Raw genomic sequence first — 12,912 nt, 5'->3', positions numbered from 1 at the left:
CCAAGGATGTATGAATAAATTCCTATTTGAGGAGTTGTCATGTCATCCGAAAGAACTTCCCAGTCCGGTGCTTCCGGTCCACCCCTGCCTCCCACGGAGGTGCGCTGGCCTCCGCACCGCATCCACTCGCTCCCGCTCAGGACCACGTGTCGCATCGTCCGGCAGGTGGTGGGAGAGATGGTCCTCCTGTTCGGCGACCGTGTCCTGGTCCGCCGCGACCGTCGTCGGCTCGCCTGCCACGTCCGGCAGATCGCCATGTACGTCTGCCATGTCGCGCTAAGGATATCGCAGACGGATATCGGCGAAGCTTTCGGCCGCGACCGCACCACGGTGCGCCACGCCTGCCATGTGGTCGAGGATCGCCGCGATGACCCGGTGTTCGACGATTTCATCTCCGCCATCGAGCGCATCGTCGTTGCGGTCTTCGGCACGCTGGAGGTTGCCGCCCATGACGGATGAGTGGACCAAGAGCGAGATGCGCGACCTGCAGCGCCTGCTTCGCCGCCTCCTGCGCGGCCCCTGCGAGTTCAGCACCGGTGACGGTGGCACGCTTCACCTTGCCGACCTTCCAGGTGCCTTTCCCCCCGCCCTTATAGCGCGGATCGAGCGTCGTGGCCTGCTGGTCAAAGGCGCCGGTAGACTGGCCGCAACCGGCGCGACTGCCGCCTTCCTGCGGCGCGCCCTCCTGCCCGAGGATGCCTTCGCAGGGCAGCACCGGATCGAGATCGACGTGTCCGTGGAATATGAAGGCCAACGACAGTCCGCGCGACGAAACCTCGCGGAATCCCCTCTGTCGCTGCTCGCGCGCCTCAAGGACAGGACCGGACAGGATTTCTTCCCCGAAGAGGCGCGGGAGGCGGGCGAGCGGCTTCTATCGGACTTCCACCGGGCGCAGCTGCGCCCACGCGTCACAGCCACATGGGAGCCGCGGCTTTCCAGTCGCGGCAAGGGACAGGCTGGAGGGCAATCGGAACTGGCAGATAGCGCCATCGCTGCCCGCCAGCGTTTCTCCCGCGCCGTCGAGGCGATGGGGCCGGAGCTTTCTGGCGTCGCCGTCGATGTCTGCTGCTTCGAAAAGGGTCTTGAGACAGTCGAGCGGGAGCGGCAGTGGCCGGCGCGTTCGGCCAAGCTGATGCTGCGGACGGCGCTGCTGGCGCTTGCCCGTCACTATGCGCCGCCGGCGCCGCAGCGCCGCACCAGCCACCATTGGGGAACAGAAGGCTATCGCCCGCCGCTCTCCCAACCATGAGCCTCAGGCCGCCGCCTTCAGTCGCGCCTCATCGCGGATGCGCTTGACCATGGAGCGCAGGCCGTTGGCGCGCTGCGACGACAGATGCTCCACGAGGCCGATGCGGTCGAAGATCTCGATCGCGTCGGTCCGAGCGATCTCGGAGGCGTGCTTGCCGGAATAGACGGCGAGCACGATCGCCACCAGCCCGCGCACGATATGGGCGTCGGAATCGCCTTCGAAGGTGAGGACGGGATCGGCGCTGCCATCTTCCGGATGGCTGACGAGCCAGACCTGGCTGGCGCAGCCCTGGACCTTGTTCTGGGCCGTGCGCTTCTCCTGCGGCAGTTCCGGCAGAGCCTTGCCCAGTTCAATCACGTACCGGTAACGGTCCTCCCATTCGTCGAGGAAGGCAAAGTCGTCGATGATCTGCTCGAGCGTCGCCATGGAATGCTCCATCCTTGTCTTAGCCACGCATATAGGAAGGATCGGCGCCGGGGTGAACAGAAAAAAGGCCGTGAGGCGAAAACCTCACGGCTCAGCAAAGGCTGAAGTCGGGCAGGCAGTCCGGCGCCGGAACCCGGACAATGGTCTCCGGCGCAAGAGGTGAATTCGAAGGCGGTAGCCGGGTCAGTTCTGCGCCGGTCGCTTCATGGGGAGCGGGACTGTGGTGGCCGGCGCCACAGCGGTCTCGGCCGGGAGAGGGCGGGTGGATGCGGTCGTCAAGGGCTTTTCCGGCATGGGCTGCGGGTTTGCGACCTCAGCCACCGCCGGCGTATCGTCGGCAAACTGCTTGTCCAGCAATTCGAAGGCAACGCGAGCGCCTTCCTTGGCGCGCTGGCCGAGAACGGCGATCGATTCGGCGCCCTTTTCGCAGACCTGCGGCTTCTCGATGCAGATGGCGCTCAGATACTGATAAGCCTGCGCGGCGGCACTGACGGCATCCTGCATCTCGATCTGCTGGCTGCCGCTCACCTCGGCCACCGGCCGGCCGCTGAAGTAGGAGAGGCCCACCAGCACCATCGCAAATGTCAAACCGGTCTTGATCAGAAACCACATTTCCCTGTCCACCACCCGTGAATGCCCAAATGCCCTTGAATGCCTTTGGGGCCGCCGGGTCGTTCCCGGTCTTGACGCCAACCTAGTCGCGAGAAGCAAATCCGCCTTTGACGCCGGTCGGCAAATTTTCGCGGTATTTATCTAAAATGCCATCTTCTCTCCCGTTCGGGTGGCAGTCGGCAGCATTCGTCGCAAATCCTGCCGTCCACCGTTAAGCATAATTGCGGCGCTTCGGCGGAGTTCCCTGTGCTTTCTCCACCCGTGCTTGCCCCAATTCTTAACGCGATAGGGAAAATGCAAGCAAATCCGCCGCTTACGCCCCGTTAACCACGAGCGGAAAAGGCTCGCCCAAGGCGTGTCAAAACGGGAAGCCGGGGGCTTTCGGGGTGGTTGGCGGCCCCTGCTTTTATACTTTCCTTAAGCCGGCGGGCGGTAATGTCGGGCGGTATTAAATGGCGTCAGGGTATTGCGTGCGCACAGTTGCTGAAATGGCTGGAAAGGCGGTCGCGGAGATCGATCGGACCGCCGCCCGCTGGCTGGAAAGCCTCGGGCAGCCACAGGAAAACCGCGCCCGTGACGTCGCCCTCTTGCGCATAATGCTTCTTTGCGCCGTCGCGGCGGCCCTTGCTGCCCCGATCGCGCTTACGCTCGTCCTGCCTGCTTCGCTCGCCCTTCCGGTCGGCGCCACCCTGGTCGTCGCCGTCTTCCTCGCGCTCGTCGCCGCAACCTTCGCCTCCGCCCGCGCGCCGGCCGTCGCCGATAGCCTCGCAAGCGCCGACACGCTCGTCTTCGATGCCTGCCCGGGCCTGTCGCTGATGCTCGACGCGCGCGGAATGGTGACGAAATGCGGCGGTCGCGACCGGGCGGGTTTTCCGCCAGTCCTGCAGGAATCCTGCGGCCAGCGCCTTGCCGAACTCGTCCACGTTTCCGATCGCATCGCCCTCATCCATGCCCTCGACACGCTTCGCCAGGGCGCCGATGCAGCTTCCGCTTCGGTTCGGGTCCAGGGGCTCTACAGCGCCTCGGAAGGGCGGCAGTTTCTGCATCTCGGCCTCGAGTTGACGGCCTTGCGTCAGGCGGATGGCGAGCTTTCCGCAATCTTTGCACAACTGCGCGACATCTCGGCCGACGAAGCCCTGCGCCGCGAGGCTGCCGAGCGTGTCTCGGAGGCACACTCGGCCCATGAGGCGAAGTCGCGCTTCCTCGCCGCCGTCAGCCACGAACTGCGCACGCCGCTCAATGCCATCCTCGGCTTCTCGGATGTGCTGGCCGGCGAATATTTCGGCCGGCTGGAGAACGACCGCCAGAAGGAATATGTGGGCCTGATCCGCCAGTCCGGCGCCCATCTCCTGTCGCTCGTCAACACCATGCTCGACATGAGCAAGATCGAGGCAGGTCATTACGAGCTCCTGGCGGAGCCGTTCGGTGTCGCCGATGTGGTGGAGTCCTGCCGCGCCATGCTCGACCTGCAGGCAAGGGGCAAGGGCGTCACCCTGACCGCGCGCACCGCAAAGGGGCTCGGCGATGTCGTCGCCGACCGCCGGGCCGTCAAGCAGATACTGATCAACCTTGCCGGCAACGCCATCAAGTTTACGGGCGACGGCGGGATCGTCACCATTGATGCCGCGCAGTCGGGCAGCGACTTCGTCCTCACCGTCAGCGACACAGGCATCGGCATTCCGGCCGAAAAGCTGGAGCTTCTCGGCCGGCCCTTCATGCAGGTCCAAGATGGCTTTACGCGCGAATACGAGGGAACGGGGCTTGGGCTCGCGCTGGTGAAGGGACTTGTTGCATTGCACGGCGGACGGCTACATATCAGGAGCACGGCCGGCGAGGGGACCGTGGTCACCGTCACGCTTCCCGCAGACGGCCGTGGGATCGGCGCGCCCGGCGAGGCGGGAGAGGCTTCGTCCGTGGAGTTTCCCCCACGCCTGCGCAATGCCACCCGACCGGCCATGAAGGACGTACAGGACATAGAGAATGACGACGCCGCGAAAGCGAAAATCGCCTGACAGGAAGAAGAAGGCCCAGGAACCAGGTATCCTGTCCCGGCTTTTCCAGGCAACGGGGCGGATGGCGGCGCGTCATCCGCGCGTGGTCCTTGGCGTCTCCGGCTTTGCCGTAGTCTTCGGCTTCGTGGCAGCAAACGCCCTATGGTATCAGCCCTCAAGCCATCCCTCGCCTTTCCTCGCGACCCGTGATCCGGAAGATCCGAACGGCATTGCCGGCTATCGCCCCGCGCGCCCGGTCCCACCGCAGGACATGACCACCTTCCGCATCGCCCGCGACGAGGCAACCGGCGCGACCCACGCATTGCCGCAACCAGTCTCTCCGGTGGAGGCCCCTGCGGCGACCGCCGGCCCGCCACGCGAGCTCGTGGCCGAGGTGCAGCGCCAGCTCACCCGCCGCGGACTCTATCAGGGGGCCGATGACGGGCTTGTCGGTCCGCAGACGACGGCGGCCATCCTCTTCTTCGAGGAGGCCGAGGGCCTGCCGCAGACCGGCGAGGCCACGCCTGCCCTGCTTGCGGCACTTAGCGCAGCACCCCAGCCCGCGGCAGAGATCATGACGGCCTCGGCCGAGCCTTCGTCACCGGAGGTGGTTGCCGTCCCCAAAATGCGGCCGCGTGAGGATGTGAGCCCCACCATCGAGGATCCCGTCGCCGCCGCGATCCGTGCGGCAGAACAGGGCCGCGGCAGTGCCGCTTCCGCATCGCCCCGCCCGTCATCCGCCGGCGAAATGGCCGCGGCCATTCCGGCATCCGGGGACCTTGTGGTGCAGATCCAGCGCGGCCTGTCGAACATCGCCTATACCGACATCACCGTCGATGGCGTTGCCGGTGCCCAGACCAAGGCGGCGATCCGCCGTTTCGAGAAGCATTACCGGCTTCCGGAGACGGGCGAGCCCAACGAACTGGTGCTCAAGAAGCTGAAATCGATCGGCGCGCTCTGAAATCCGTGGCGCGGCCAGGCTCGTCCCGCTCTCGGCCATCAACCGGAGAGAACCTATGCGTATCCGTACCGACATCTTCGTCTCCGCGCTGATGCGCCGCGTCTTTTCGGCGGGCGGCTTTGCGGCGATCGAGCACAAGGGGGCGGAGGCAGCGGGCGCCGTGTTCATCCGGCAGCGGTTCCGGGACGGCACGGAAACGCTTTATGCTCCGGCGCCACAGAACGTCTTCGAAGATCCCGGCGATGCCACGGAGCGACGCTTCGAGAAGCGGCTGGAGCGGCAGGAGCCCGCCCGCATCGCCGAGCATCTGAGCGGCGAGAGGCGCTTCGATAGCGATCTCTGGGTGGTGGAACTGGAAGCGGACGACATCAACGGTCTGTTCGCCGTCGTCGACGCGGGCTGAACGGTCACGCCTGGCGGCGCAGCACCGTCCTTGACCGCAGCGGCCGGCTGCCCGACTGGTTTGCCGGTGCATCCTGTTGCGCCGGGGTGGCAAACTCGCTCTCCCGGGCCGTGTAGCCGTCTGCACGCCGCCATGCCTCGACGCGGCGGCCGCACTCGTCCGCATCGAGTGCGTTCCACAGGAATTCGCCACGCGGAGTGGCGTTCACCGGATTGGCGAGATGCGGGTAGAAGCGCTCCAGCACAAGCAGCGCGTCGGTCCGCTCCATACCCAGTGCCTTGAGCGTCGTGGCCAGCTGCTGGCCGGAAATGTCGAGAAGGATGCGCTCGGCGAGCCAGCGGCTGGTGGACAGGCTGTCGGCCAGGACGCTGGCAAACATGCCGCCGTCGCGGCTGCGGGCGAACCGCACCAGCAGCGCCTCCTGGACCGGGCTCAGCGTCCTCAGGCCGAGCCGATCGTCGTCGCTGCGATGCACGTGGTTGGCGAGCGCCTTGATGCGCTGGCGCAATTCCTCTTCGCGCCAGCGACGCTCCGCCTCATGGGCGGCAGCGGCGGAAGGCGAGGGCGCATCCTCGACCTCGGCGGTTGCGCCGGGCGGTGCCGCCGGTCGATCCTGTCGCAGGCTCACCAGCGCATCGATCACCTTGGGGGAAAGGTTCTCGCGGCGCACGATGGCTCGCACATGGGCCGCACCCTGCGTGCGGGCGACCGCAATCAGCGTATCGTCGTCGAGGCAGGGGGACGAAGCAAGGAAAGGCGCCGCGATCGTGATCGGCTGGCTGGCAATGAAGAAGACGACCGTAGGCGGCAGGGTAGGGGACCTGGAAAGGGCGGCGACAGCCTGGCGCCTTGCCTCCTCGCTGGAAGCCGAGAACAGCGGCACGAACAGTTCTGCGAACTGTCTCAGCTCGTTTCGCGATGGATGCGGCAAGGCCTCGAAACTGGTTACCGTGGCCATCAGAACCACATCCTTCCTGCGCATGGCAGAGGGCCTTTCAAGATCTCGAAACTGGTCCGTCACGGCCACACTCACGTTACGCAATACACTGTCGCGGCAGAAACTCCGGTGACGTCCCGGCGCCGGGCACTCGCCCTCGCTCCAGGCATACCGGACCGTCATGGTAAACCGAAAGGTAACTGGCCACGGTTAATGGCGGGTGAATCTGTGCCGGGCCGGCACGTCTCTCCTCAGAATTGAAGGTGTGAGCATTTTGCCACGCTGCCGGCCTTTCACGCTCGCAAGTCGGCGGTAGCGCCGTGAAGCTTTATTAGCATTAACGAATGGTTTACCCAGAATCGGCTGAATGGACCTGTTCGCAGCAGAAAGAGCACGCTCGGCAAGTCCGGGAGCGGCTGCGGGTCGTGGTTGAGTGTCGGTGGTGCGTTGTGCGCATCGGCGAGAAAGGCGCAGATGCCCGCTTGCAGGGATGCGTCGGCCTCTTGTGAGGCAGGGTGAAGCTGGACCGTCTTTCATCCGTCTCGAATTGTCAGGAGACGAGCATGGCAGAAATAGTGATATTGCAGAATTGGCGCGACCGGCAGCCGAGGCGCGCGGAGATCCGCATCGGCAAGGCGGACGAAGTGGTCTCCGGCAGGCTGCTTCTGTTTACCGGCATTCGCTACGAGAGGCTGGAACAGGCTCCTCCCTCGCTTGGCGCTCTGATGGTTCTGGAGCAGGGCCAGAACTGACCCTCGGCCTTGGAGGATTTCAGAACTGCTGGCGCGGTCGCCAGTCGAACGGTGCGCAGACGGCTTGCGACAGGAATTCCGTCGCCGCCGCGTTGAAACTCCGCTGCGGCACCATTGTCCGCAACACCATGTAGCCGTCGGCCTGCTGGGTCTCCACCAGGATCGCCTCGCTGATCGGCTCCGGCAGCGCCTTGCGCAACAGAGTCAACTGGACCGGGGTTGCCAGGACGACATCGAGGACGCCGTTTGAGGCGGTACGGTCGTTGATGCTGAAGACCTCGTTGGACCCGGCGTCGTAGATGCCGAGCGACCAGAACGGCACATCCCCCCGCGCATAGATCCGGATCGGCCCCTGAGAGATGTCGTAGGCACAGACCGACAGTTCAACGAACGGATCGTCCTGCACCAGCCCGGCGCGGTCGCGGATGTCGGGCAGTCGGTGGAAGCTGTGTCGCTCCCCTTCTGCAAGCACGCGGGTATAGGCATCCTTCTCGCTGAAATAGGGAAGCGACAGGATGATGATGAAGTGCAGCAGTGCGGCCCCGAGCAGCCCCGTGACGATCGCGAGACCAAGCTTAAGCATCGCGGCATCCGGTCTGCTGGATGGACGGCATGGAGAGGTCGATCAATCCGGAACTGCCGGCTGCGGGCGTGTCGAGCAGCGTCAGCCGCAGTCGCAAACGGCGGTCGCCGGGAACGGCAAGCCAGTTGCCGGGCTTCGCATCGGCCGAGACCTCGATTTCGAAGGAGCCGTCCGCATGGCGCAGGATGGCCCGGGAGTTGAGCGCGACCGGAAGTCCTGCATCCTCGGCCTTTCTCATCGTCTCCGTCCGCACGCTGTGCAGGGTCCACAGCCGTGTCGGCGGGGTATGGCCGGAAATGCGATAGGAGCAATCGCCCCGCAACGCAGCACCGCTGTCGTCCACGTTGGCGGTAAACTGCAGGCCCTCTGCCGTGGCATAGAGCAGTGCGCCGGCGCTCGCCCGGTGCGATTTCGCGTAAGGGTCGGCCGCAGCCGTCTGTGCGTTCGGAAAGGCTTCCCACGCGCCGAGGCGGATGGCGCCGAAACCGGCGGTCGCCTCAAGGGCCCGGAGCGTCGACCAGATGCCGCCGCCGAAGGCAATGGCAAGCGCGATGGCGACAAGGAATGGCACACGAAACACGGAAAGGCTGCCCTCGATGATTGCGGTCGAGGGTTACCACTGATTCCCCCGGAAAGGAACGCCCCGGCTACCGCACCGGCGCTGCGACAGGCGTGGCCTCGACCGCGCCGGTAACGGTGGAATCGGCGACCTTGGCTGTTGCCGGCAGAAGCGGGGCTGCCGCCTTCAGCTGGTCGGCGATCCTGCGCAGGACCCGGGTGGATTCCGCCGACATGGAGCGCGGCCTCACCAGCGGCGGAAGCGCCTCCTCGCCTTCCGGCTTTTCGGCGACGACCGCGTCCTTTTTCTGCTCGCTCTCGGGGAAGGGGTTCTCGATGCCGGGGATCGGCTTCAGCTCGATGCCCTGGTGGGCATAGTCCATCAGCTTCTTGAAGGTCATCGCCGGCAGCGAACCGCCGGTCATGTTGTTCATCGGCGTGTAGTCGTCGTTCCCGAACCAGACAGCAGCGGTGTAGTTGCCGGTAAAGCCGACGAACCAGGCGTCGCGATAGCTTTGCGAGGTGCCGGTCTTGCCGGCGGTCAGAACCCCGTCGAGCGCTGCCCGTCGTGCGGTGCCGTTATAGGGAATGTTGGTGAGGATCCGGTTCATGGACGAGGTCGCCTGCTCCGAGAGCACCCGGCGCGGCGGCGGCTCGTCGCGCTGGAAGTCGTAGAGCACGTCACCGCCATAGCCCACCACCTGCGCGATGCCGTGGCGGCGCGACTGCAGCCCGCCTGCCGGCATGACCGCATAGGCCGTCGCCTGGTCGAGCACGGTTACTTCGGAGGTGCCGAGCGGAATGGTCTTGTCGGTCCTGAGCGGCGTCTCGATTCCCATGTCCTTTGCAAGTTGGGCGATCCGCTCGGTTCCGAGCTCGTCCTTTGCCAGCCGAACCGGCACGGTATTGTAGGATTGCGACATGGCCGTCATCAGCGTGACCCGTCCCTTGTAGGAGCGGCCATAGTTCTGGGGCGACCAGCCGCGCCATGTCACGGGTGCGTCGGAGACCACCGATTCCGGTGTAAAACCCTTCTCCATGGCGGCCGCATAGGTATAGAGCTTGAAGGATGAGCCCGGCTGCCGCAGCGCCCGCGTTGCGCGGTTGAACTGGCTCTCGCCGTAGTCGCGCCCGCCGACCATGGCGCGCACGGCACCGCCGTTCTCGACCAGCACCAGCGCGCCCTGCTTGGAGCGATAGCTTTCGCCATATTCCCGCAGGCTGGATTCGACCGCGGCTTCCGCCGCCTGCTGCAGGCCCATGTCCAGCGTGGTGCGGACGATCACCGAGCGCTCCTTGACCTTGCCCGTCTTTGCCAGACGCTGGACCTCGTCGAAGGCCCAGTCGAGGAAATAGTCCGGTGCCTTCACCTCGGCGCGGTCGATGACGCTCGCCGGGCTGCGCCGCGCGCCGATCACCTGTCCCTCGCTCATCATGCCGCCCTGCACGAGGTTGGTCAGCACCTCGTTGGCGCGGGCGCGGGCAGCCGGCAGGTTGACGTGGGGCGCATATTTCGCGGGCGCCTTAAACAGGCCGGCCAGCATGGCGCTTTCGGCAAGGTTCACCTCGGTGATGTTCTTGCCGAAGTAGAACTGCGACGCCGCCGCTGCCCCGAAGGTGCCGCCGCCCATGTAGGCGCGGTCGAGATAGTAGGCGAGGATCTCCTTCTTGGAGAGGTTGGCCTCGAGCCACAGCGCCAGGAAGGCTTCCTTGATCTTGCGCTCGAAGGAGCGCTCATTGGTCAAAAACAGGTTCTTGGCGAGCTGCTGCGTCAGCGTCGAGCCGCCCTGGACGACGCCGCCCGCCTTGGCGTTCTCGTTCATCGCCCGGGCAAGCCCGAAGAAATCGATGCCGAAATGGTCGAAGAACCGGCGGTCCTCGGTCGCCAGCACTGCCTTGATCAGGTGGTCCGGCAGCTCGTCGATCGGCACGGAGTCCTCGTGGATGATGCCGCGATGGCCGATCGTGTTGCCGTAGCGGTCGAGGAAGGTGACGGCGAAATCGCCACGATTGCGCCAATCTTCCTTGGTTTCCTCAAACGCGGGCATGGCAAGCGCGAGCAGCACGACCGCGCCGGCCGTGCCGAGCGTCATGGCTTCGCCGGCGAGTTCGAAGACGGCCTTCTTCCACCCTCGGACGCGGAACCGGCGGAAGAAGATGGTAATCTCTTCCCAGATCTCGCCGAGCCGGAAGCCGAGGTTCCAGACGGTGGAGTCGATCCAGGAATCGATGCGCAGCAGCAGGTGGCGCTTCCTGCGCGGCTGCTTCTGGCTGTTTGTCGGATCGTCCTGCACCGTGTATCCCCCGATCGTCATGCCGGTTGCTTGACGTCGCCATCATGAGCGGCCAGAGCAGCGGGCATGCATAATCAGCATTAGCTGATGAAATGTTGAAATGCGATGACAGAATCGCAACAGGCAAAAGCGGCAACCGCCTTATCGGTTCCCGGCACGGATATGTGAATGACCGAACTGCCCTTCTGGAAGACGAAATCGCTGGAGGAGATGGACCAGCGCGAATGGGAGAGCATCTGCGACGGCTGCGGTCTTTGCTGTCTCAACAAGCTCGAGGACTGGGAAACCGGCGACGTCGTCTTCACCTCCGTCCGCTGCCGGCTGATGGATGGGACGAGCTGCCGCTGCACCGACTATGAGAACCGCCAGGCGACCGTGCCGGAATGCATCCAGCTGACGCCCGCTGCGGTCGACGAGATCGTCTGGCTGCCGCCCACCTGCGGCTACCGCCTGCTGCGCGAAGGCCACGACCTCTACTGGTGGCATCCGCTGGTTTCCGGCGATCCCGAAACCGTCCACCAGGCCGGCATCTCCGCCCGCGGCCACGAAACCGTCAGCGAAACGGACGTCCCGGTGGAGGATTTCGAGGACTATGTGGTCGACTGGCCGTGGAAGGTGGGTGAGCAGGCGTGAGCGATATTATGGCGCCGCCGGTGTTTTCGCGGTGGACGCGTCCGCTCCCGGTCCAATATCGTAAGGAGAGCGAGCGATGCCACGCCGCTGACGAGCAGCAGCCAGTCCTGCGGGATATCAAGCAGGAAGGCGGCGCTTCCGCCGATGAGCGACCAGAGCAGGGGGACGACGAGAAGCACAACCGGTACCCGCCGCGTTGCAAGCAGCAAGACGCCGAACGTGAAGATCGTCACGGGGCATGGCGTCACCCCGAATGCGGGCAATTCAGCCAGGCTGTGCCCGAAGAAAATCCCGATCAGCGGATAGAGCACTACCGCATAGGTCAAGAGGAAGTAGCCGACATAGTTCCTGAACCGCGGTGCATTACCAAATTCCAGATCCCGCCGGGTAGCAGCCCGCAGGAACAGCAGTCCCTGGAGAAGGAAGCCGGCGCCGAACACGTAGGCAGCGCCGTTGATGCTGCTGAAGAACGCCAGATGATAGAACAGACCGGTCCAGAGCCACGTGGCACCCAACCCGAGGCTCGCGAGCACGCCCGCCCACTTCGTCTGCCTCACGACCGCGTAGATGATGGCGACGCCCAGAGCCAGAGCAAGGAGCTGTGCGGGCCATATCGACTGATTGTACGCGGCAAAGACCGCCAGGAACTGGTCGCGGGAAAAGGGCAGCATGTCGAAACCTCCATGCCATCCAGTATCAACCGCCGCCGTTCGTCCCGCATTGATCAGGCGCAACAATAGCCGTTGGCGGCCCCGCGGATACGGACGGCGACTGCTCCAGAGGCTGCCTCCCTAGGTCAGCTTCCGCCTCCGCTCCAGTTCCGCCTCCGTCGGCTGCTCGAACTCGAAGGAGCCGGTGACGACCGGGCCGGCGGCGGCGTAGCGGTTCACCACGATGCCGGTGCCCGAGGTCTTCGAGCCGAGGAGCTTCAATGTCACCGGCGTGGCGCCGTCGGCGAACAGCCGCTTGCCGCCGCCAAGGATCACCGGGAAGACCGAGACATACATCTCGTCCACCAGTCCGTGCCGGAACAGCGTCTGCAGGAAATCCGTCGAGCCCTGGGTGAGCAGGTTCGGCCCGTCCTCCTTCTTCAACTCCTTCAGCGTCTCGACCACATCGGTGCCGAGCGTCCGGCTGTTCTGCCAGTCGAGCGCCATTCCGGGGTCTCGGGTAGCAACATATTTCGTGATCCGGTCGAACAGCGAACCGATCGGATCATCGGCGCCGGCATAGGGCCAGTGGGCGGCGAAGATGTCATAGGTCTTGCGCCCGAGCAGCAGGTCGAAGGGTTCGGCAAACATCTCGTCCACCGCCTTGCCCATGTCCTCGTCGAAGAAGGGGAAGGCCCAGCCGCCGTGCCCGAAGCCGCCGGTCGGGTCCTCGTCCGGACCGCCGGGTGCCTGCATGACGCCGTCGAGGCTGGTGAATGCGCCGACAATGATCTTCCTCATCGCTCTACTCCCGTCTTTGATGAATTCCGGCCCAAGGACGCGGGCAGAAACACGCTTCCGAC

At 65.0% G+C, this 12,912-nt stretch carries 15 protein-coding genes; 7 read left to right on the top strand and 8 right to left on the bottom strand.

Going from position 1 to position 12,912, the window contains the following annotated elements:
• Nucleotides 1-39: 39 nt before the first annotated feature.
• Together ACEPP2_RS17045 and ACEPP2_RS17040 are read left to right on the top strand one after the other, a co-directional pair.
• A complete protein-coding gene (locus tag ACEPP2_RS17045; RefSeq protein WP_395517282.1) occupies nucleotides 40-459 on the top strand; it encodes a helix-turn-helix domain-containing protein in 420 nt (139 codons plus the stop codon).
• Entirely contained in the window at nucleotides 449-1,249 is an 801-nt protein-coding gene (locus tag ACEPP2_RS17040) for a DUF6456 domain-containing protein (protein WP_395517281.1), read from the top strand. The genes ACEPP2_RS17045 and ACEPP2_RS17040 overlap by 11 nt, the downstream gene beginning before the upstream one ends.
• A gap of 3 nt (nucleotides 1,250-1,252) precedes the next feature.
• Here ACEPP2_RS17040 and ACEPP2_RS17035 read toward each other — a convergent pair whose 3' ends face one another.
• Entirely contained in the window at nucleotides 1,253-1,675 is a 423-nt protein-coding gene (locus ACEPP2_RS17035; RefSeq protein WP_395517280.1) for a SufE family protein, read from the bottom strand.
• Between the two features lie 183 nt (nucleotides 1,676-1,858).
• A complete protein-coding gene (locus tag ACEPP2_RS17030; RefSeq protein ID WP_142588742.1) occupies nucleotides 1,859-2,287 on the bottom strand; it encodes a DUF5330 domain-containing protein in 429 nt (142 codons plus the stop codon).
• Nucleotides 2,288-2,775: 488 nt separating this feature from the next.
• On the opposite strand from ACEPP2_RS17030, the gene ACEPP2_RS17025 reads away from it, so the two are divergent.
• From ACEPP2_RS17025 to ACEPP2_RS17015, 3 genes are read left to right on the top strand one after another with little or no spacing between them, the layout of a single operon-like run.
• Nucleotides 2,776-4,299, top strand: coding sequence for a sensor histidine kinase (locus tag ACEPP2_RS17025; protein WP_395517323.1), 1,524 nt, complete (start codon nucleotides 2,776-2,778; stop codon nucleotides 4,297-4,299).
• Entirely contained in the window at nucleotides 4,268-5,239 is a 972-nt protein-coding gene (locus ACEPP2_RS17020) for a peptidoglycan-binding domain-containing protein (protein ID WP_152340655.1), read from the top strand. The genes ACEPP2_RS17025 and ACEPP2_RS17020 overlap by 32 nt, the downstream gene beginning before the upstream one ends.
• 55 nt (nucleotides 5,240-5,294) lie before the next feature.
• Nucleotides 5,295-5,642, top strand: coding sequence for a DUF1491 family protein (locus ACEPP2_RS17015; RefSeq protein ID WP_281977983.1), 348 nt, complete (start codon nucleotides 5,295-5,297; stop codon nucleotides 5,640-5,642).
• Nucleotides 5,643-5,646: 4 nt separating this feature from the next.
• Here the strand turns inward: ACEPP2_RS17015 and ACEPP2_RS17010 are convergent, their stop codons facing one another.
• Nucleotides 5,647-6,663, bottom strand: coding sequence for a DUF2336 domain-containing protein (locus ACEPP2_RS17010; RefSeq protein WP_281977982.1), 1,017 nt, complete (start codon nucleotides 6,661-6,663; stop codon nucleotides 5,647-5,649).
• A 479-nt stretch (nucleotides 6,664-7,142) separates the two neighbouring features.
• On the opposite strand from ACEPP2_RS17010, the gene ACEPP2_RS17005 reads away from it, so the two are divergent.
• Nucleotides 7,143-7,331, top strand: coding sequence for a hypothetical protein (locus ACEPP2_RS17005; protein WP_281977981.1), 189 nt, complete (start codon nucleotides 7,143-7,145; stop codon nucleotides 7,329-7,331).
• A gap of 19 nt (nucleotides 7,332-7,350) precedes the next feature.
• Here ACEPP2_RS17005 and ACEPP2_RS17000 read toward each other — a convergent pair whose 3' ends face one another.
• The 3 genes from ACEPP2_RS17000 to ACEPP2_RS16990 form a co-directional block, all read right to left on the bottom strand.
• Nucleotides 7,351-7,914 carry a DUF1254 domain-containing protein gene (locus tag ACEPP2_RS17000; protein ID WP_077547718.1) on the bottom strand — a complete coding sequence of 188 codons (564 nt, stop codon included), beginning with the start codon at nucleotides 7,912-7,914 and terminating at the stop codon, nucleotides 7,351-7,353.
• Entirely contained in the window at nucleotides 7,907-8,494 is a 588-nt protein-coding gene (locus ACEPP2_RS16995) for a DUF1214 domain-containing protein (RefSeq protein ID WP_077547719.1), read from the bottom strand. Before ACEPP2_RS16995 ends, ACEPP2_RS17000 begins: the two co-directional genes overlap by 8 nt.
• 67 nt (nucleotides 8,495-8,561) lie before the next feature.
• Nucleotides 8,562-10,787 carry a transglycosylase domain-containing protein gene (locus ACEPP2_RS16990; protein ID WP_281977980.1) on the bottom strand — a complete coding sequence of 742 codons (2,226 nt, stop codon included), beginning with the start codon at nucleotides 10,785-10,787 and terminating at the stop codon, nucleotides 8,562-8,564.
• A gap of 147 nt (nucleotides 10,788-10,934) precedes the next feature.
• Here ACEPP2_RS16990 and ACEPP2_RS16985 point away from each other — a divergent pair, with 147 nt between their 5' ends.
• On the top strand, nucleotides 10,935-11,399 hold the full coding sequence (locus ACEPP2_RS16985; protein WP_077547721.1) for a YcgN family cysteine cluster protein: 465 nt from the start codon (nucleotides 10,935-10,937) through the stop codon (nucleotides 11,397-11,399).
• On the opposite strand, the gene ACEPP2_RS16980 is transcribed toward ACEPP2_RS16985, so the two are convergent.
• A complete protein-coding gene (locus tag ACEPP2_RS16980; RefSeq protein WP_395517279.1) occupies nucleotides 11,357-12,070 on the bottom strand; it encodes a DUF6064 family protein in 714 nt (237 codons plus the stop codon). The genes ACEPP2_RS16985 and ACEPP2_RS16980 overlap by 43 nt on opposite strands.
• 120 nt (nucleotides 12,071-12,190) lie before the next feature.
• Complete coding sequence (locus ACEPP2_RS16975; protein WP_077547723.1) at nucleotides 12,191-12,850, bottom strand: dihydrofolate reductase family protein; 660 nt, start codon at nucleotides 12,848-12,850, stop codon at nucleotides 12,191-12,193.
• Nucleotides 12,851-12,912: the final 62 nt, after the last annotated feature.

Origin of the sequence: Pseudorhizobium flavum (assembly GCF_044142885.1) — a bacterium.
Taxonomy (GTDB): Bacteria; Pseudomonadota; Alphaproteobacteria; order Rhizobiales; family Rhizobiaceae; genus Neorhizobium; species Neorhizobium flavum.
Note: the sequence above shows the minus strand (reverse complement) of the source record. Positions and strands in the feature narration are given on the sequence as shown.